The sequence below is a fragment of the Streptomyces sp. NBC_00459 genome (assembly GCF_036013955.1).
In the GTDB taxonomy this organism is placed as follows: Bacteria; Actinomycetota; Actinomycetes; order Streptomycetales; family Streptomycetaceae; genus Streptomyces.
In genome coordinates this window covers 950,044-968,629 of sequence record NZ_CP107903.1, presented here as the reverse complement: position 1 = coordinate 968,629, position 18,586 = coordinate 950,044, and the positions used below count along the sequence as shown (strand labels likewise).

At 70.4% G+C, this 18,586-nt stretch carries 14 protein-coding genes; 10 read left to right on the top strand and 4 right to left on the bottom strand.

What is annotated here, in order from left to right; translation table 11 throughout:
• Nucleotides 1-8 precede the first annotated feature (8 nt).
• The 3 genes from OHN74_RS04085 to OHN74_RS04075 are packed head-to-tail and all read right to left on the bottom strand — an operon-like array spanning nucleotide 9 to nucleotide 3,209.
• Nucleotides 9-1,031 carry a TolB-like translocation protein gene (locus OHN74_RS04085; protein ID WP_327693137.1) on the bottom strand — a complete coding sequence of 341 codons (1,023 nt, stop codon included), beginning with the start codon at nucleotides 1,029-1,031 and terminating at the stop codon, nucleotides 9-11.
• A gap of 31 nt (nucleotides 1,032-1,062) precedes the next feature.
• Nucleotides 1,063-2,337, bottom strand: coding sequence for an MFS transporter (locus tag OHN74_RS04080; RefSeq protein ID WP_327693136.1), 1,275 nt, complete (start codon nucleotides 2,335-2,337; stop codon nucleotides 1,063-1,065).
• A 26-nt stretch (nucleotides 2,338-2,363) separates the two neighbouring features.
• Nucleotides 2,364-3,209: a glycosyltransferase gene (locus tag OHN74_RS04075; protein ID WP_327693135.1), complete on the bottom strand. Its 846-nt coding sequence runs from the start codon at nucleotides 3,207-3,209 to the stop codon at nucleotides 2,364-2,366.
• A gap of 286 nt (nucleotides 3,210-3,495) precedes the next feature.
• On the opposite strand from OHN74_RS04075, the gene OHN74_RS04070 reads away from it, so the two are divergent.
• The 8 genes from OHN74_RS04070 to OHN74_RS04035 all read left to right on the top strand — a co-directional run bounded on the left by OHN74_RS04070 (nucleotide 3,496) and on the right by OHN74_RS04035 (nucleotide 14,789).
• A complete protein-coding gene (locus tag OHN74_RS04070; protein ID WP_327693134.1) occupies nucleotides 3,496-4,935 on the top strand; it encodes a sugar transferase in 1,440 nt (479 codons plus the stop codon).
• 23 nt (nucleotides 4,936-4,958) lie between these two features.
• Nucleotides 4,959-6,014, top strand: a complete 1,056-nt coding sequence (locus OHN74_RS04065) for a Gfo/Idh/MocA family protein (RefSeq protein ID WP_327693133.1) — start codon at nucleotides 4,959-4,961, stop codon at nucleotides 6,012-6,014.
• 29 nt (nucleotides 6,015-6,043) lie between these two features.
• Complete coding sequence (locus tag OHN74_RS04060) at nucleotides 6,044-7,039, top strand: NAD-dependent epimerase/dehydratase family protein (RefSeq protein ID WP_327693132.1); 996 nt, start codon at nucleotides 6,044-6,046, stop codon at nucleotides 7,037-7,039.
• Nucleotides 7,036-8,175, top strand: a complete 1,140-nt coding sequence (locus OHN74_RS04055) for a DegT/DnrJ/EryC1/StrS family aminotransferase (protein WP_327693131.1) — start codon at nucleotides 7,036-7,038, stop codon at nucleotides 8,173-8,175. Before OHN74_RS04060 ends, OHN74_RS04055 begins: the two co-directional genes overlap by 4 nt.
• Nucleotides 8,172-8,876: an acetyltransferase gene (locus tag OHN74_RS04050; RefSeq protein WP_327693130.1), complete on the top strand. Its 705-nt coding sequence runs from the start codon at nucleotides 8,172-8,174 to the stop codon at nucleotides 8,874-8,876. Before OHN74_RS04055 ends, OHN74_RS04050 begins: the two co-directional genes overlap by 4 nt.
• Nucleotides 8,873-9,991: a DegT/DnrJ/EryC1/StrS family aminotransferase gene (locus tag OHN74_RS04045; protein WP_327693129.1), complete on the top strand. Its 1,119-nt coding sequence runs from the start codon at nucleotides 8,873-8,875 to the stop codon at nucleotides 9,989-9,991. The genes OHN74_RS04050 and OHN74_RS04045 overlap by 4 nt, the downstream gene beginning before the upstream one ends.
• Before the next feature lie 232 nt (nucleotides 9,992-10,223).
• The gene (locus OHN74_RS04040; RefSeq protein WP_327693128.1) at nucleotides 10,224-13,667 is read left to right on the top strand and encodes a DUF4082 domain-containing protein; all 3,444 of its coding nucleotides are present in this window, start codon (nucleotides 10,224-10,226) and stop codon (nucleotides 13,665-13,667) included.
• A 93-nt stretch (nucleotides 13,668-13,760) separates the two neighbouring features.
• A complete protein-coding gene (locus OHN74_RS04035; RefSeq protein WP_327693127.1) occupies nucleotides 13,761-14,789 on the top strand; it encodes a glycosyltransferase family 2 protein in 1,029 nt (342 codons plus the stop codon).
• Nucleotides 14,790-14,830: 41 nt separating this feature from the next.
• Here the strand turns inward: OHN74_RS04035 and OHN74_RS04030 are convergent, their stop codons facing one another.
• Nucleotides 14,831-15,502, bottom strand: coding sequence for a hypothetical protein (locus OHN74_RS04030; RefSeq protein ID WP_327693126.1), 672 nt, complete (start codon nucleotides 15,500-15,502; stop codon nucleotides 14,831-14,833).
• 125 nt (nucleotides 15,503-15,627) lie between these two features.
• Between OHN74_RS04030 and OHN74_RS04025 the strand changes: the two genes are divergently transcribed.
• Nucleotides 15,628-17,667, top strand: coding sequence for an O-antigen ligase family protein (locus tag OHN74_RS04025; protein ID WP_327693125.1), 2,040 nt, complete (start codon nucleotides 15,628-15,630; stop codon nucleotides 17,665-17,667).
• The gene (locus OHN74_RS04020) at nucleotides 17,664-18,563 is read left to right on the top strand and encodes a glycosyltransferase family 2 protein (protein WP_327693124.1); all 900 of its coding nucleotides are present in this window, start codon (nucleotides 17,664-17,666) and stop codon (nucleotides 18,561-18,563) included. The genes OHN74_RS04025 and OHN74_RS04020 overlap by 4 nt, the downstream gene beginning before the upstream one ends.
• Nucleotides 18,564-18,586 lie beyond the last annotated feature (23 nt).

Genomic DNA, 18,586 nt, shown 5'->3' with positions numbered 1-18,586 from the left:
CCCTCCGCCTACAGCGGCGCCGGCGAGGAAGCCCCCGCGATCAACAGGCGGGGGCTGCCCGTGCCGTTCGCGGGTACGGTCCACAGGTCGCTGCTGCCGATCTCGCCGTCGGTGGGGAGGGCGTAGGCGACGGTGTCGTTGTCGAGCCAGGTGGCCTGGTCGTCGACGCTGTGGCGCTCGGCGAGCGCCGTCTCCTTGAGGGTCTTCAGGTCGAGGACGTACTCGTGCCAGAGGGCCGTACGGGACAGGACCCGCTTCTTGAAGGCGACGCGCGTCCCGTCCGGGGAGAGCGAGGGGCACTCCACGTTCTCGATCAGGGTGGTGACCTTGCGCTCGGAGAGCGAACCGCGGACCAGGTAGGTCTTGTTGGCGGTGTTGAGGGTGGCGTAGAAGGTGTCGTCGTCGGAGGCGAAGGTGACGCCCCAGAAGTTGACGTCCGAGGCGCGGTAGGACTTGCCGTCCAGGGTGATGGAGAACGTCTCCAGGCTGGGCGTCAGCCGCATGGTGCGGGTGTCCAGGATCGACGTCCGGGTGGAGAAGAAGGCGGACGCGTAGGACTCGCCGGAGACGAAGACGGTCCAGGCGACGAAGCGGCCGTCGGGCGACACCCGGGCCCGGCTCGGGGCGCCCGCGAGCGGGTAGGTGCGCAGGGTACGGAGGTTGGCGTCCAGGAGCAGGGCACGGTTGCTCTGCTTGAGGACGCCGGGGACGGACTGGAGGCAGACTCCGGTGCCGGCCGCCGCGTAGAAACGCGCGCACTTCAGGTCGGAGGCGGTCCGGCCGGCCCCGGGGTCGGTGGACGGGACCGAGGCGACCGCGGTGCGGTGCGGGCCGGCGGCGGCGTTGACGAACGTCAGGCGGCTCTTCTGGTCGAGGGTCAGCCTGCCCGTGCTGACGGCGGGGCCGCCCGGCTGCGGCCGGTTCGCCCGATCCGCGCGATCGGCGGCGTGCAGGACCACACCGGTTCCCACGCCCGCGAGGATCAGCACCCCCGTGACGAGTATGAGCAGGCGGCGACGCAGCGATGTCATGTGGATCCTTGGGGCTTTGTGGCTGTGGTGGTCATCGGGTCTCGCCGCTCGGCCGCAGCAGCATGCCCGCGACGGCCGCGCAGCACAGCAGACCGACCGCCGATCCGGCCAGTGCCGGGCCGTCGCCCCACACCGTCCAGGCGGCGCCGAAGGCCAGCGAACAGCAGAACCGGGCCAGCGCCTGGCTGGTCCCGACGATGGCGAGGCCGCTGGCGCGCAGCTGCTCGGGCACGATGTCGGCGAGGGCGGCCGGGAGCACGCCGTCGGTGGCCGCGTAGAACAGACCGTGCAGGGCGAGTACGAGGAAGGGCAGGGCCGGTGTGGCCGGGGCCCACAGCAGGAGTGCGTAGGCGGTGAGCAGACTGGCGTGCCCGGCGAGGAACACGGCGCGCCGCCCGATCCGGTCGGCCAGTGAGCCGAGGGGCACGGCCAGCAGCAGGAACACCGCGGCGGTGCCCAGCGGCAGCAGCGGGAACCACTCGTCGGCGATGCCCGCGCGCCGTTGCAGGAGCAGATAGACGAAGGCGTCGCTGACGGTTGTCAGGCCGAGCAGCGCGGCGCAGACGGCGAGCGCCCGCAGCCGGGGCAGCCGCAGCAGCGCCAGGGCTTCGCGTACGCGTACGGGCGGCTTGCTCTCCGCCGTACCGCCCGCTTCGTCCGTCTGCGCGACCTGCCCCCTGCGGGGTACGAACAACACCAGCACGAGGACACCGAGCACGGCGACGCACGCGCTCACACCGAACACGGCGTCGTAACCGTCCGTCGCGGCCCGCAGGATGAAGAAGGCGACCAGGGGGCCGAGCATCGCGCCCGTGGTGTCCATCGCCCGGTGCACACCGAACGCGCGGCCCTGCCTCTCGGACGGTGTGGATAGGGAGATCATCGCGTCGCGCGGGGCGGTGCGCAGACCCTTGCCGGTGCGGTCGAGGGCGAGGACCGTGCCGAGTGCGCCGATGCTGCTCACGAGCAGGAGCAGCGGCTTGCACAGCGCGGACAGACCGTACCCGAGCCCGGCCAGCAGCTTGTGGTTGCGCACCCGGTCGGCGAGGTGACCGCCGGTCAGCTGCACCAGCGCGCTGACGCCGTTGTAGACACCGTCGAGGGTGCCGAACACGAGCGGGGTGAAACCGAGTGTGGTGACGAGGTAGAGCGGCAGAACGGCGGTGACCATCTCCGAGGAGATGTCGGTTATCAGGCTGACCGAGCCCAGCACGAGCACGACCGGGGCGACCTTGCGCCCAGGGCCGCGTCTTCGGCCCTGTTCGGTGTCCGCCTGTGCGGGGGCGGAACGGTCGGTGAGGTACATGATCGAGAACTCCAGGTGCGGTGCGATCAGTTCTGCCGGCTGCTCTCGTCCCGTAGCCAGGTACCGAAGTCCTGTGCCCGGATGGCTTTTCTGGATGCCCGCCGGGCGGCGACCGCCGCCGCGACGAAGACTACGACACTGGGCAGGAGCTTCGGATCCCTGCGGACCAGGGCTTTCAGATCCGCCACGCTCGTGCGCGCCGAGGCATCCTCCGGGCCCTGGTGCTGCTCCACCTGGGCGGTGGACACCGCGGCCCGGACACGCCGTTTCATCAAGTCGCGCCAGGTGCGCGGCGGGTGCACCACGACCCCGGCCCCGCCGACCACGAGCCGCTCCCCGGGGGCGAACGCCAGGGACGCGGCGAGGTCGTCCGCCATCAGCGGGGGCAGTGCGGCGATCCGGGCGTGCCCGGCCTTGGAGACCGCGATGACGCCCCGGCCGAACAGCCCCTCGCGCACGGCGGGGAGGCGCTGCCACACCCGGTAGTAGGCGCGCACCCGCCAGCCGCAGCCGGTCAGCGGGATCTGCCGCTCGGGGGCGGTGGCCAGGATCTCCGAGGTGTCGTCGTCGAGCGGCTCGACCAGTGCTCGTACGTCCGCGCCTGTGATCACCACGTCGGCGTCCACGTAGAGGCGGGGGAAGCCACGCGCGTGGTCGTCGCCCGCGCGCAGGGCGGCGTGCTTGGACGGGGTGGGGATCTCGACCACGCGGACGCGCGGTCCGTGAGTGTTCGCGATCCGTGCGGTGTCGTCCGTGCAGCCGTTGCACACGACCACGATGTCGGTCTCGTCGTCGGCGGAGTCGGCCAGGGAATCGAGGAGTCGGCCGATGACTCGCGCCTCGTTGTGGGCCGGGATCACGATGCTCGTCACGTGGGCAGTATGCCGCCAGTGTCACTAATGCGATGTGTGTTTCGTTCAACCGTTCCCGTCATTGCGTTTGGTGGTCTAGATTGAGTGCCGCCGGACCGGTTTGGGTGGGGAACTGTCCTTGACTTCATGTCACGGTGTGGCTTTTTGCACGAATTTGAACTTGTAGGCAAAAGCATGCTGGGGGGCATGAGGCGGTTGGGGAACCGCTGACGCTCCCTGGTTTTCCAGTGTCGCTGTGTGGAGGGCACTTCGATCGGGGGGTAGCCGCGCATGTGGTGGGGGGAGCATGGCCATTCAGGTCACGCATGAGCAACTGGTTGTGGAACGCAGGACTCCGGAAGCTCGCCGAAGACGTTGGGATCGCAAATACCGGATCGCTCTGCTGATCGTGGACGGCTTCGCGGCCGTTGCCGCGGCCTTCCTCGTCCACGCGGTGTACGGCCGCTGGGCGGTGGCCCTGGTGCTGCCCCCGATGTGGATCGTGGCCATGGTCGCCCATCGTTCCTACGACCGCACCGCCCTGGGTCTGGGAACCGAGGAGTATCGACGGGTGCTCCGCGGCGCGCTCGCGCTGCCGGCGCTGGCCGCCGTCGCGCACTACCTGTTCGCGCACGACGAGGGACTTCTCCATGACATGGTCATGGCTGCGGTGCCGGCCGTCGTGATCGCCCTCCCGGGCCGTTACGCACTCCGCCGCCGGCTCCACCGAAGATGGGCCCGGGGCCGGGACCGGAGCGCGACACTCCTGGTCGGGCCGTCACGCGGCATCGTGGAGCTGATCGCCGTCCTGCGCCGAGGCGGCACACAGGAACTGCACGTCGCCGGGGTGTGTCTGAGCGATCCGAAGAACCGGGCGGAGATCCACAATTTGGGGCTCCCCGTCCTCGGCGGCATCGGCGACATGGACGACGTGGTCCGGGTCATGGGCATCAGCACCGTGGTGGCACTGCCGGTCCCCGAGGCCGACGCCTCCGTCCTGCGCCGGATGTCCTGGACAGCGGCCGTGCAGGGCGTCGACTTCCTGCTGGCCCCCGTGCTGACCGACGTGTCCGCCTCCCGGCTGGCGGTACGCCCCACCAACGGGGTGCCGCTGCTGCGGATACAGGCGCCCAACCTGACCCGGATCTCCCGGCTGCCCAAGGAGATCCTGGACCGTTCGCTCGCGGCGGTACTCCTGGCGCTCCTCGCGCTGCCCATGCTGCTGATATCCCTGATCGTGCGGCTGGACAGCCCCGGGCCGACCCTGTTCAGGCAGCAGCGGGTGGGCCGCTACGGCGACCACTTCACCATGTTCAAGTTCCGCACCATGCGGCCGGACTCGGAGGCACTCCGGGCGGAACTGGAGCACCTCAACGAGAACAGCGACGGCCTGCTGTTCAAGGTGAAGGAAGACCCGCGGATCACCCGGGTCGGCTCGGTGCTGCGCCGCACGTCGCTCGACGAACTGCCGCAGCTGATCAACGTGATCGGCGGCCACATGTCGCTCGTCGGCCCCCGTCCGCCGCTGCCCGAGGAGGTGGAGGAGTACACGCCGGAGGTCAAGCGCCGACTGCTGGTCAAGCCCGGCCTCACCGGGTTGTGGCAGGTCAGCGGACGCTCCGACCTGGCCTGGGACGAGGCGGTCCGGCTCGATCTCGGATACGTGGACAACTGGTCGATGGGGCTCGACCTGGAGATTCTGGCGCGCACCGGGTCCGCCGTGGTGCGTGGAACGGGGGCCTACTGATGGACCGACGGAAGAGGAACCAAGTGACGCAGGGCACGCAGCCGTTGGGGATCGCGGTCGTCGGGGCCGGTTACTGGGGCCCCAACCTCGTACGCAACTTCCAGGCCAGCGAGCAGTTCCGGCTGCGCTGGCTGTGCGATCTCGACGTGGACCGGGCCCAGCGGGTCCTCGGCGGCTACTCGACGGTCCAGGCCACCTCGGACTACGCGGCCGTCCTCGCCGACCCGACCGTCGACGCCGTCGCCGTGGCCACGCCCGCCGGGACCCACCTCGACATCGCCCTGGCCGCCCTGCGCGCCGGCAAACACGTCCTCGTGGAGAAGCCGCTCGCGGCGACCTACGCAGACGGGATGAGCCTGGTGACCGAGGCGGAGGAGCGCGGGCTCACCCTGATGTGCGACCACACCTACTGCTACACGCCCGCCGTGGGCCGCATCCGGGAACTGGTCCGTTCCGGGGAACTCGGCGACATCCACTTCGTCGACTCGGTGCGGATCAACCTCGGTCTGGTCCAGAAGGACATCGACGTGATGTGGGACCTCGCCCCGCACGACCTGTCGATCCTGGACTTCATCCTCCCGGACAACGTGGAGCCGGTCGCCGTCGCCGCCCACGGGGCCGACCCGATCGGCGCGGGCCAGGCCTGTGTGGCCTATCTGACGCTCCAGCTCAACACGGGGGCCATCGCCCACGTGCACGTCAACTGGCTGTCGCCGACCAAGGTCCGTACCACCATGGTGGGCGGCTCCAAGCGCACCCTGATCTGGGACGACCTCAACCCCGCCCAGCGCGTGGCGATCTTCGACCGCGGGGTGGACCTGGCCGCGCCCCAGGAGATCGGCGCGGACGAGCGCCGGGACATGCTCGTGTCGTACCGCTCCGGCGACATGGTCGCACCCGCCATCGGCGAGAAGGAGGCGCTGCGCAGCATGGTCGACGAGTTCGGCGACGCGATCAGACAGCGCCGGGCGCCGCTGACCGACGGCCGTGCGGGCCTGCGGGTGCTGGACATTCTCGAGGCGGCTTCCCGGAGTCTCGAATTCAAGGGCGCGGTCGTCGGACTGCGTGCCGGGCGTTGACGTTCCCATTCACTGAGAAGGCAGGGCAGTTGAGCAGCGTACGAGGCAAGAAGATCCTGGTCACCGGGGGAGCGGGCACCATCGGCTCCAACCTCGTCGACCTCCTCGCCGAGGGCGGCGCCCGCGAGATCGTGGTGCTGGACAACTTCGTGCGCGGGCGGCGGGCCAACCTCGCCAAGGCCATGCCCAGCGGCGTCGTGGAGGTCGTCGAGGGCGACATCCGGGACGCCGCCACCGTACGGAAGGTCACCGAGGGCGCCGACCTGGTGTTCCACCTCGCCGCGATACGCATCACCCAGTGCGCGCAGGAACCCCGGCTGGCCAACGAGGTCATGGTCGACGGCACCTTCAACGTCCTGGAAGCGGCGGCCGAGGCCGGGGTGGGCAAGGTGATCGCCTCGTCCTCGGCTTCCGTCTACGGCATGGCCGAGACCTTCCCGACGACCGAGCGCCACCACGCGTACAACAACGACACGTTCTACGGCGCGGCGAAGGCCTTCAACGAGGGCATGCTGCGCAGCTTCCACGCCATGTACGGACTGGACTACGTGGCCCTGCGCTACTTCAACGTCTACGGCCCCCGGATGGACATCCACGGCCTCTACACCGAGGTGCTCATCCGCTGGATGGAGCGCATCGAGGCGGGAGAGCCGCCGCTGATCCTCGGTGACGGCACGCAGACGATGGACTTCGTCGACGTCCGGGACATCGCCAGAGCCAATGTGCTGGCCGCCGAGTCGGATGTGACGGACGAGGTGTTCAACGTCGCCAGCGGCACGGAGACCTCGCTGCGCGAACTCGCCGACGGCCTGCTGGAGGCCATGGGCGCGTCGGGTCTGGAGCCGGAGCACGGGCCCGCCCGCGCGGTGAACGGCGTGGTCCGGCGGCTCGCGGACACCACCCGGGCCGCCGAGCGGCTCGGCTTCACGGCGCGGATCGACATGCGTACGGGGCTCAGGGACCTGGTGGAGTGGTGGCGTGCCGAGCGCGCCGCCGACGCCGCAACGGCGGAGGCGGCCAAGTGAGCACCGACCGCATCCCGGTGATGATCCCCTGGCTCGGCGAGGAGGAGGCCAAGGCCGCCTCCGACGCCGTGTTGTCCGGGTGGGTCGCCCAGGGCCCCCGGGTCGCCGCGTTCGAGCAGGCCTTCGCCGAGCGGGTGGGCGCCGAACACGGCATCGCCGTCAGCTCCTGCACCACCGCCCTGCACCTGGCGCTCGTCGTGCTCGGCCTCGGCCCTGGCGACGAGGTCGTGGTGCCGTCCCTCTCGTTCATCGCCACCGCCAACGCCGTGCGCTACGTCGGCGCGGAGCCCGTGTTCGCCGACGTCGACCCCGCCAGCGGCAACCTGACCACGGTCACCGTGGACGCGGTCCGCACCTCTCGCACCAAGGCCGTCCTCGCCGTCCACCAGGGCGGCGTACCGGCCGACGTGCACAGCCTGCGCACCGCCTGCGCGGACTGGGACCTGCCCCTCGTCGAGGACGCGGCCTGCGCCATCGGCTCGACCGTCGGCGGCAAGCCCGTCGGACAGGGCGCGCTCATCGCCGCCTGGTCCTTCCACCCCCGCAAGCTCGTCACCACCGGCGAGGGCGGCATGATCACCACCGACGACGCCGAGTGGGCGGTACGCCTGCGCCGGCTGCGCGAGCACGGGATGAACGCCTCGGCTGCCGAGCGCCATTCGAGCAGCAAGCCGGTCCTGGAGAGCTATCTGGAGGTCGGCTACAACTACCGGATGACGGACGTCCAGGCCGCGATCGGCCTGGTCCAGCTCGGCAAGCTCGACGCGATGATCGCCCGCCGACGCGAACTGGCGGCCCGCTACGACGCGTTGCTGCGGGACGTCCCCGGACTCACCCCCGTACGCGACCCCGAGCACGGGCAGAGCAACTTCCAGTCCTACTGGGTGCTGCTGGACGAGGACTTCCCCGTCGGCCGGGACGACCTGCTCGCCGCTCTCGCCGAGGCCGGGGTCTCCGCCCGGCGCGGGATCATGGCCTCCCACCTCGAACCGGCCTACGAGGGTCACCCCGCCGCTCCGCTGCCGGTCACCGAACGGATCAGCCGCGACTCGCTGATCCTGCCGCTGTTCCACACGCTGACCGAGGCCCAGCAGGACCGCGTCGTGGCGGCGCTGCGCGAACAGGCCCGTAGATGAGCGGACTCCTGATCATCGGCGCGGGCGGCTTCGCCCGGGAGACCGCACAGGCCGTACGGGACGCGGGTGACATCGAGCTGCTCGGGCACCTCGACGACAACTCCGCCCTGCACGGCACCGAGGTGGACGGCGTGCCCGTACTCGGCGGCTGCGACCTGGTCCACGACCTGCCCGAGGCACGGGTCGTGATCTGTGTGGGCAACCCCCGGGACTACGCGGCCCGCGCCCGCCTGGTCCGCAGGCTCGGCCTGTCGGCGGACCGCTACGCCACCGTCGTCCACCCGACGGCGTCGGTCTCGGCGACCTCGGAGGTCGGCCCGGGCTCGGTGCTGCTCGCGCACTGCGTCCTGACAGCCGCCGTGCGGGTGGGTGCGCATGTCGCGGTGATGCCGCACGTCGTCCTCACCCATGACGACGTGGTCGAGGACTTCGCCACGATCGCCTCGGGTGTCCGCCTGGGCGGGGGAGCGCGGCTGGAGCGGGGCGCCTATGTGGGCTCCGGAGCCCTGGTCAGGGAGGGCACGGTGGTCGGCGCCTGGTCACTGGTCGGGATGGGCAGCGCCGTGCTCGGTGATGTGCCGCCGGGCGAGGTCTGGGTGGGGAGCCCGGCCCGACGGCTGCGCGAGGCGGCGGCGCCCGCGTTGGACGAACTCGCGACACGAACAGCAGCACGAACAACAGTGGGGGGACCGCTGAGATGAACCAGATACCGCTTGTGGACCTCAAGGCGGCCCATGAGGAGGTCGCCGACGAGGTACGGGCCGGATTCGAACGGATCCTGGCCAACACCGCCTTCATCGGCGGTGACGAAGTGCGGGCCTTCGAGCGCGAGTACGCCGACTTCGGCGGCGTCGCGCACTGCGTGGGTGTCGCCAACGGCACCGACGCGGTCGAACTCGCCCTGCGCGCAAGCGGGGTGGGGCCCGGCGACGAGGTCGTCATCCCCGCGAACACCTTCATCGCCACCGCGGGTGCGGTGGCCCGGATCGGCGCGCGGCCGGTCCTCGCGGACTGCCTGCCCGACACCTACCTTCTCGACCCGCAGGCCGCCCTGGACGCGGTCGGCCCTGCCACCCGCGCCGTGGTGCCGGTGCACCTGTACGGACAGATGGCCGAAGTCGCGGCGCTGACCGGTCAGGTGCCCGACCACGTACGGGTCGTCGAGGACGCCGCCCAGTGCCAGGGCGCCACCCGCGAGGGACGCCCACCGGGCAGCGGCGGGATCGCGGCGACCAGCTTCTACCCGGGCAAGAACCTGGGCGCCTACGGCGACGCGGGCGCGGTGCTCACCGACGACGAGGAACTCGCCGGCCTGGTGCGCGCGACCGCGAACCACGGCGGCGTCGCCAAGTACCGCCATGACGTACCCGGGTTCAACAGCCGTCTGGACGGGCTCCAGGCCGTCGTCCTGCGGGCGAAGCTGGCCCGGCTGGCGGACGGCAACGCGGCCCGGCGGGCCGCCGCGGCCCGCTACGACACGCTGCTCGCCGATCTGGCGTCCGCCGGGCGGGTCGTGCTCCCGACGACGGACGCCGGCAACGTCCACGTATGGCACCTGTACGTCGTCCAGGTCGCCGGCACGGACCGGGACGACATCGTGGGCAAGCTCAACGCGGAAGGCATCGGCGCGGGGGTGCACTACCCGGCACCCGTCCACCTCACCGAGGCCTACCGACATCTCGGCCACGCCCGCGGCGACTTCCCCCACGCCGAGAAGGCGGCGGACCGGATGCTGTCGCTGCCGCTCTTCCCCCAGATAAGCCCCGATCAGCAGCAACGCGTCGTGGACACGCTCGCCAAGGCGCTCCAGAGCTGATCGGTCCCCTGTTTCACGCTCCACGCCGACATTCAGGGTCGGCCCTGCACAGCACCGCTGAGAGGTACATATGAACAGATGGGGCAGACGGATCCGGGGCGGGCGCCTCGCCGTCGTAGCAGCATTGATATGGGCGGTACTCCCGCAGGCACTCCCCGCCCAGGCCGCGTCCGATCCGTGCGGAACGGGCTCGAACCCGATCGTCTGCGAGAACTCCAAGGCGGGCAGCCCTATGTCCGACTGGTACTCGCCCAACTCCTACGGTGGCATCAAGGGCTTCTCCACGAAGGAGAGCGTCCAGGCCGGTGACACCGTCCAGTTCAAGATCCAGTCCCCGGTGTCGTACCACGTGGAGATCTACCGCCTCGGCTGGTACGGCGGCGACGGAGCGCGCCTGATCTCGACCGCGGCCCAGGCAGCCGTGACCTACTCGGCCAACTACTCGAACAATCCCGCCAGTTGCACCACCAAGAGCAGCACGGGACTGGTCGACTGCGGCAACTGGCCCGTGACCGCGACCTGGGCGGTGCCCAGCGACGCCGTGTCCGGCCTGTACATCGCGAACCTGACGCAGACGGACGGCGACGGTCTGATGCCGTACCCGTTCGTCGTCCGCAAGGACTCCAGCACCTCCGACGTCGTCGTGCAGACCAGCGACCAGACCTGGCAGGCCTACAACGACTACGGCGGCCAGGACTTCTACGGCGGCGCGGGACCCGCGCCGGACGGCCGTGCCTACGAGGTCAGCTACAACCGGCCGCTGGACATCGGCGGTGACAACGGCATCTACGGCTCCGAGTTCATGATGCTGTCCTGGCTGGAGCGCAACGGGTACGACGTCAGCTATCTGTCCGGCGTGGACGTGTCGTCGACCAACGGCGCCACCCTGCTGAAGAACCACAAGGTGTACCTGTCCTCCGGCCATGACGAGTACTGGACGCAGAGCCAGTACTCCAACGTCCTGGCGGCCAGGAAGGCAGGCGTCCGGCAGGCCTACTTCAGCGGCAACGAGGTCTTCTGGAAGACCCGGCTCGCCCCGAGCAACGACGGGACGAGCACGGCGAACCGGACCCTGGTCTGCTACAAGATGACCAAGATGGTGCAGGGCAACGGCATCGCCGACCCCAGCGGCACCTGGACCGGCACCTGGATGGACCCGACCAGCACCTCCTACGGTCAGACCTACCAGCCGCCGAACATCCTCACCGGTTCCATGTTCACGGTGAACGGCTACCGCGCCGACTCGATCACGGTTCCCGGTTCCTACGGCAAGAACCGGATCTGGCGCAACACCTCCATCGCGAACCTCACGTCGAGCCAGACGGCCACCTTCCCGGCCGGCACCCTCGGCTACGAGTGGGACAGCGACATCGTCAACAGCACCAGGCCCGCCGGAGCGATCCACCTGTCGTCCACGACGGTGGACATCGACGACGGCAAGTACCGCCTCGACTGGGGCAACATGTACGGCAACGGCACCGCGACGCACAATCTCGTCGAGTTCCGCGACCAGGACTCCGGGGCCCTGGTCTTCGGAGCGGGAACCGTCCAGTGGTCGTGGGGCCTGACGAACCTGCCCACGTACGACCCCGAAGACGTGGTGGTCACCGAGGACGCCCGGATGCAGCAGGCGACGGTGAACGTCCTCGCCGACATGGGCGTCCAGCCGCTGACCCTCCAGAGCAACCTCGTCTCCGCCACGGCGTCCACCGACACCACCGGCCCGGCCGTCACCGTGACGAGCCCGGCCTCCGGGGTCACCGTCCCGGCGCTGAAGCCGGTCACCATCACCGGTACCGCCACCGACTCCGGCGGGGGAGTGGTGGCCCGCACGGAGGTGTCCACCGACGGCGGCACGACCTGGAACGCCGCCACCGGCCTGACGTCCTGGACCTACAGCTGGACGCCGACGACCCCGGGCACCGCCTCCATCAAGGTCCGCGCGGTCGACGACAGCGTCAACATCGGCGCCGTCACCACCATCCCGGTGACCGTCGGTCCCCAGGCCTGCCCCTGCACCGTCTGGCCCGCCACCGCGGTGCCCGGCACCCTCAACGCGGGTGACAACGGTCCGCTGGAGCTCGGTGTCAAGATCCGTACCACGGTGGCCGGTTCCATCACCGGCGTCCGCTTCTACAAGTCGCCGGCCAACACCGGCACCCACACCGGCAGCCTGTGGAGCGCCTCCGGCACCCGCCTGGCCACCGGCACCTTCACCAACGAGACGGCCTCCGGCTGGCAGCAGCTGAACTTCGCCACCCCGGTGACCGTCAAGGCCAACACCACCTACGTCGCCTCGTACTTCGCGCCGAACGGCGGGTACTCCTACGACGGCGGCTACTTCTCCTCCGGCGCGGCCGGCCTGGCCCCGCTCACGGCACTCCAGTCGGGCACCGACGGCGGCAACGGCGTCTACCGCTACAACTCGACCAGCGCCTTCCCGTCCTCGGCGTCCTCGGGCAGCAACTACTGGGTGGACGTGGTGCTCGACACCTCGACGGCCAGTACGACCCCGCCCGTCGTCACGTCGACCTCCCCGACGTCCGGGGCGACCGGCGCCTCGATCACGGCACCGGTGTCGGCCGTCTTCGACCACGCCATCGACTCCGACACGCTGACGTTCACCTTGAAGGACCCGAACGGCAACACCGTGCCGGGCACCAAGACGCTCCCCGCGTCGAACCAGGCGACGTTCACCCCGTCGACGGAACTGGAACTGCACACCACGTACACCGCGTCCGTGCAGGCCGAGGACCTGTGGGGCAACGCCATGTCGGCCCCGGTGACGTGGTCGTTCACCACCAGCTCCACCCCGCCCGCGGTCACCTGCCCCTGCACGCTGTGGAACTCCAGCACCGTGCCGGCCAGGGCGGCCGTCACCGACGACCCCAACTCCCTCGAACTGGGCACCAGGTTCCAGTCCTCGGCGAGCGGCTGGGTCACCGGTGTCACCTTCTACAAGGGCGCCACGAACACCGGCACCCACACCGGCAGTCTCTGGTCCGCCGACGGCACGCTCCTCGCCTCCGGCACCTTCACCACCGAGTCCGCCTCCGGCTGGCAGACGATGACCTTCGCGACCCCGGTGGCGATCAGCGCCGACACCGCGTACGTCGTCTCCTACCACGCGCCGAACGGCAACTACGCGGTGGACGGCGGCTACTTCGCGTCGGCCCACAAGTCCTATCCGCTGACCGCCACCGCCGACATCAGCACGGCCCGCAACGGGCTGTACCGGTACGGCAGTGACGTGGCCTTCCCCAACAGTTCCTACGGATCCGCGAACTACTGGGTCGGTCCCGTCTTCACCGCCGACGACCCGTCCGCGTCGCTGACGTCGGGCACCTCCTCGGAGGCGGGCACCTCCGCGCTGGCGCGCACCGCCGACGCGGCGAACCCGCTGGTCACCACGCTGCCCAGCACCGCCAAGCTGTCCACGGTGAAGGCGACGGTGACCGTCCTGCCGGGCGCGAAGGCCGCTGCCGCCGGGAAGCTCAAGGTCAAGGCCGTCCTCTCCTACAACCGGGCCACCCACAAGGTGTCCGTCCACCTGTCCACCCCGCTGCCGGACGGCACGCGGTTCAAGATCACGGTCACGGCCCGGGACAAGCAGCACCACACGGTTGCGTCCCGCGTCTGGACCCTCACCAGCAAGACCGTCCGCAAGAAGAACTGACCGACCACAACCCACCGCCGGTGGCCTCCCGCACGTTCGCGGGAGGCCACCGCCGGGGATTGGCCTTCCCGACCGATGAGTACCGTCAGTGTTGTGATCCCGTGCTACAAGTACGGCCATTTCCTCGCCGACTGCGTGAGCAGCGTCCTGGACGAGCAGGACGGCGTTGACGTCCGGGTACTCATCATCGACGACGCCTCTCCCGACGACTCGGCGGAGATCGCGCTCAAACTGGCCGCCGCCGACTCACGCATCCAGGTCCGGGTCCACGAGACCAACAAGGGCCACATCGCCACCTACAACGAGGGCCTCCTGGAGTGGGCCGACGGCGACTACGTCGCACTCCTCTCCGCCGACGACCGGCTCGTCCCCGGCGCACTGGTGCGCGCCGCCGCCCTGCTGGACGCCCATCCGGAGGCGGGGTTCGCCTACGGCCGCCCCCTGCGCTTCCAGCACGGCGGCCCGCTGCCCAAGGCCCGTACGCAGAGCACCGGTTCGGTCGTCTATCCCGGGCACTGGTGGCTGGAGCGCCGGTTCCGGGAAGGCACCGGCTGCATCACCTCGCCCGAGGTCGTCGTCCGCACCAGCCTGCAGCGCGAGGTGGGCGGCTACGACCCCGAACTTCCGCACGCCGGCGACATCGAGATGTGGATGCGGCTCGCCGCCCGCGCCGACGTCGGCTACGTACGCGGCGCCGACCAGGCCTTCTACCGCGTCCACGGCAACAACATGTCCACCACCGACTTCGGGGGTCAGCTCGACGACCTGCGTCAACGCCTCGTCGCCTTCGACTCCGTCCTGGCCAAATGCGCCGACCAGCTCCCGCAGGCCGAGCGGCTGGCCGACATGGTGCACACCCGGCTCGCCCGCTACGCCCTGCGACGCGCGTACCGCGCCTACGACCGGGGGCGCACCGACGTCGTCCCGGTCGACGACCTCGTCGCCTTCGCCGCGGAGTGCCGTCCCGGTTTCACTTCCCTGCCCGAGTACCAGGCGCTGCACCGGCGCCAACGCGTCGGTGCAGCGCTGATGCCGTACCTCCAGCCGCTGGTGTGGTCGGCCGTGGTCGACCGCGGACGGGAATGGCTGTGGTGGCAGTCCTGGAAGCGCCGCGGCATCTGATGCGCGAGCGCTCCGCCCGGTACGCGCCGACGGCGCCCGGTTCAGCCGGCGGCGGCTGCCGTACCCGCGTAACGGCGTGGGTCCGAGGAGCCGCCCTTCCTGCTCCTGCGGCGCAGCGCGTACTGGTCGAACCACAGTGCGCTCAGCAGCGCGACGGTCGCGCCCAGCAGCGCCGTACCGGCCAGCGCACGGCTCTTGGTGCCCAGCACCTGGGCGGCGCTCGGGGCGACCAGGACGGAAGCGTTGATCCGCGCCGCCGCCGAGATCCCCTGCGCCTCCTGGACGTCCGCCACATGCCCGGAGTAGACGTCGATGATCCTGCGGACCGCCGTGTCGGCCTCGACCGGGTCGGATGCCCGTGCCTGGACCTGCAACGAGGGGATCAGATAGGCGGGCGTCGCGCTCGTACCGCTGTTGCGCGGGATCAGCTGGTACGTCCCGTGGACGCCGGCGGCGCTCAGCTCCTTGCGCCCGGCGGGCGATTCGAGCTGCTGGATGACCCCGTACGAGAGGGTGGCGAGCGGCGGTTGGAGATTCGTCAGCTGGTTCGGCTGGTTTCCCGTCACCGGCGGCTTGAGGACGACGACCGCCGAACTCAGGTACTGCGGAGCGGGCCGGAGCACCGGATAGGCCCCGGCGGCTGTCAGCAGGAGCGCGAGCACAAGCACGTACCAGCGGCGGAGCAGCGCTTCGGCGACGTCACGGGGCGACACAGGGATTCCTTCCGTCGGCACCGATCCTCGCAGGCGCGGGGGCGGATCGCCACCAGATCACGAGGCCTATGCTTGGCCGGAGCCCGGACGTCCGGTCACGCAGCACCGGGCCGGGGGGAGAACCGATGAGCCTTGGCGACATCTGGGCGATCATGTGCAGGCGTTGGTACTTCATGGTGCCCCTCACCCTGCTCAGTCTTTTCGCGGGCGGCTATCTGTACCGGACGATCCCGGTGTCCTACGAGTCGCAGAGCTCGGTCACGCTGCTCGACTCCACGGCGGTCGCCGATCTGGCGCCGACCTTCGGCAACCCCATATCGAACGCGGGCGGTTCGCTGGTAGTCACGGCCGACGTGCTGATCAGGACGCTCCAGTCGAGCGACTCGGCCAAGGAACTGCACTCCCGCGGCGTCACCGACCGGTACACGGCCGGTTTCGCACCGGAGGCCGACAGCCCGCTGCTCACCCTGAGCGTGACCGGGACCGACCGGGCGAAGGTGCTGCGGGAGACCACCACCCTCACCAAGTTCACCGCCGAGCAGCTGAAGGCCCTGCAGGCCGCCTCCAAGGTGCCCGCGAAGTACTCCGTGCAGGCCACGCCGGTCGTGCTGCCGCAGACACCGGTCTCCCAGTCGAAGGCCCGCTACCAGAACATCGCGTCCGTCCTCATCGTCGGGATCGTCAGCGCGTTCCTGCTGTCCATCCTGGCCGAGGGCGTCGCGGTGGTCCGCCGCCGGGGACGCGCCACGGCCGGATACGTCCCCCGGCGCCATCGCGCCCAGCCTCCCGAGCGGGAGCCCAGGGGCCTGCTGGTGCGGAGACTGGACGCCACGACGATCCTCTCCGGCTATCTGGTGCTGGCCTTCTTCGTCCCGTCCAACCTCACCCTGCCCGCGTTGGGCGGCGTCGGCACCCCGGCCAACGTCTTCGCCCTGCTGGGACTTCTCTGGTACCTCGCGACCTGGCTCGGCGGCCGTATCCGTCCCGCCCAGGGCACCAGGCTGCCGCGTGTGGCGATGTGCGTGCTCGCCATGGCGGTGCTGCTGTCCTACCTCGCGGACGCGACCCGCGACAGCTCGCACGAGGAGGTCCTCGGGGCCGACCGGGGGCTCATCGGGCTCGGGGTGTGGGTGGCGCTGGTGGTGCTGGCGTCGGCAGGCATCCAGGAGCGCAGCCGCCTGGAGACCCTCATGCGCCGGCTCGTCGTCCTGGGCACGGTGGTCGCCCTGATCGGCTACTACGACTTCTTCGCGGCGACCAACATCGCCGACTCCATCCACATCCCCGGCCTGCAGTCGAGCACCGCCGGGATCAGCGCCATGGACCGCGGCTCGTTCACCCGGCCACGCTCCACCACGGCCCATCCGCTGGAGTTCGGCGGGATGCTCGCCATCCTCGTGCCCTTCGCCGTCCACCAGGCGTTCGATCCGGTACGCCGTCACGCCGGCGCGATGCGCCGCTGGGCCCCGGTGGCGATCATGGCCGGTGCACTCCCGCTGACGGTGTCCAGGACGTCCATCATCGGCGCCGCCATCGTGATCCTGGTGATGGTGCCCCGCTGGAAGCCGCAGCGGCGCTGGGCCGCGATCGGAATCATCGTGGCCTCGGTGGCCGGCTTCAAGGTGATCATCCCCGGGCTGATCGGAACCATCACCAACCTGTTCGCCACCTTCCTGGCGGGCTCCGACAGCAGCACCCAGGCGCGCACCGTGAAGTACAGCGCGATCGTCCCCTATCTCAACGAACACCCCTGGTTCGGAAGGGGATTCGGCACCTTCACCCCCGACCTGTACTTCTTCACCGACAACCAGTACATGCTGACCCTCGCCGAGATGGGCATCGTGGGACTCGTCGCGCTGCTCGCCCTGTTCGTCACCGGGATACACACCGGCGGTGCCGTCCGCCGCCTCGCCCGCACCGACTCGGACCGGGAACTGGGACAGGCGTTCCTCGCCTCGGCGCTGGTCGCCCTGGTCATCAGCGCCACCTTCGACGCGCTCAGCTTCCCCATGTACGCCGGGATGTTCTTCCTGACCCTGGGCGCGGGCGGGAGCTACCTCGGCTTCATCCGCCGGGAGGCGGCCGAGGCCGCGGCAGCCGCTGAGGTTCCCGCTCCCCGTAAGGCATCCGAAGCCCAGCTCCCCCAACTCGCGGAGTCCCGATGAGTCCCGTCGCCGTCATCGTCGTCACCTGGAACAGCGCCTCGGTGCTCCCGGGCTTCCTCGCCGCGCTTCCCGACGGCATGGCCGGCCTCGACTGGCGGCTCGTCGTCGCCGACAACGACTCCGCCGACGACACCGTCGAGGTGCTCCGGACACTGGCCCCCGACGCCACCGTCGTCCAGACCGGCCGCAACGCCGGGTACGCGGCCGGGGTCAACGCGGCGCTGGGTGCGGCCGGTGAGCACGGTGCCGTCCTCATCTGCAACCCCGACATCCGGATGCGGGAGGGCTGCGCCAAACGCCTCGTCGACAGTCTCGGCGAGGGTGTGGGGATCGCCGTACCCCTTCTGTACGAGGAGGGCAGCGACACGCCCCACCGCTCATTGCGCCGCGAGTCGAGTGTGCCCCGGGCGCTCGGCGAGGCCCTCATCGGGAACACCAGGGCCGGACGCTTCCCCCTTCTCAGCGAGCTCGTCACCGACCCCGCCGCGTACCGGCGGCCCACGCGCGCGGACTGGGCGACCGGTGCGCTCATGGCCATGTCGGAGGACTGCCTGGCCGCCTGCGGCCTCTGGGACGAGTCCTTCTTCCTCTACTCGGAGGAGACCGAGTACTGCCTGCGCGCACGGGACCGGGGATACGCCACCCAACTGGAGCCGACGGCCGAGGCCGTACACCTGGGCGGCGACTCCCAGGTGTCACCCCGCCTGTGGACCCTCCTCACCCTCAACCGAGTCCGCCTGTACCGCCAGCGCCACGGCGCCCTCCCCACGGCCGCCTTCCGCGCAGCGGTCCTCCTCCGGGAGACGTCCCGAGCTGCTCTGGGCCGCCCGGCCGCCAGAGCGGCAGCAGCCGCACTGGCCAGACCGGGCGCCCTAAGCAAAACACCGGGCCCGTAACAGCGAGCGCCCACAGGGGCGCA

Coding starts and splice junctions, on each gene's coding strand:
- OHN74_RS04085 (WP_327693137.1), bottom strand. CDS start 1,031: ATGACATCGCTGCGTCGCCGCCTGCTCATACTCGTCACGGGGGTGCTG.
- OHN74_RS04080 (WP_327693136.1), bottom strand. CDS start 2,337: ATGTACCTCACCGACCGTTCCGCCCCCGCACAGGCGGACACCGAACAG.
- OHN74_RS04070 (WP_327693134.1), top strand. CDS start 3,496: ATGGCCATTCAGGTCACGCATGAGCAACTGGTTGTGGAACGCAGGACT.
- OHN74_RS04050 (WP_327693130.1), top strand. CDS start 8,172: ATGAGCGGACTCCTGATCATCGGCGCGGGCGGCTTCGCCCGGGAGACC.
- OHN74_RS04045 (WP_327693129.1), top strand. CDS start 8,873: ATGAACCAGATACCGCTTGTGGACCTCAAGGCGGCCCATGAGGAGGTC.
- OHN74_RS04040 (WP_327693128.1), top strand. CDS start 10,224: ATGTCCGACTGGTACTCGCCCAACTCCTACGGTGGCATCAAGGGCTTC.
- OHN74_RS04025 (WP_327693125.1), top strand. CDS start 15,628: ATGAGCCTTGGCGACATCTGGGCGATCATGTGCAGGCGTTGGTACTTC.
- OHN74_RS04020 (WP_327693124.1), top strand. CDS start 17,664: ATGAGTCCCGTCGCCGTCATCGTCGTCACCTGGAACAGCGCCTCGGTG.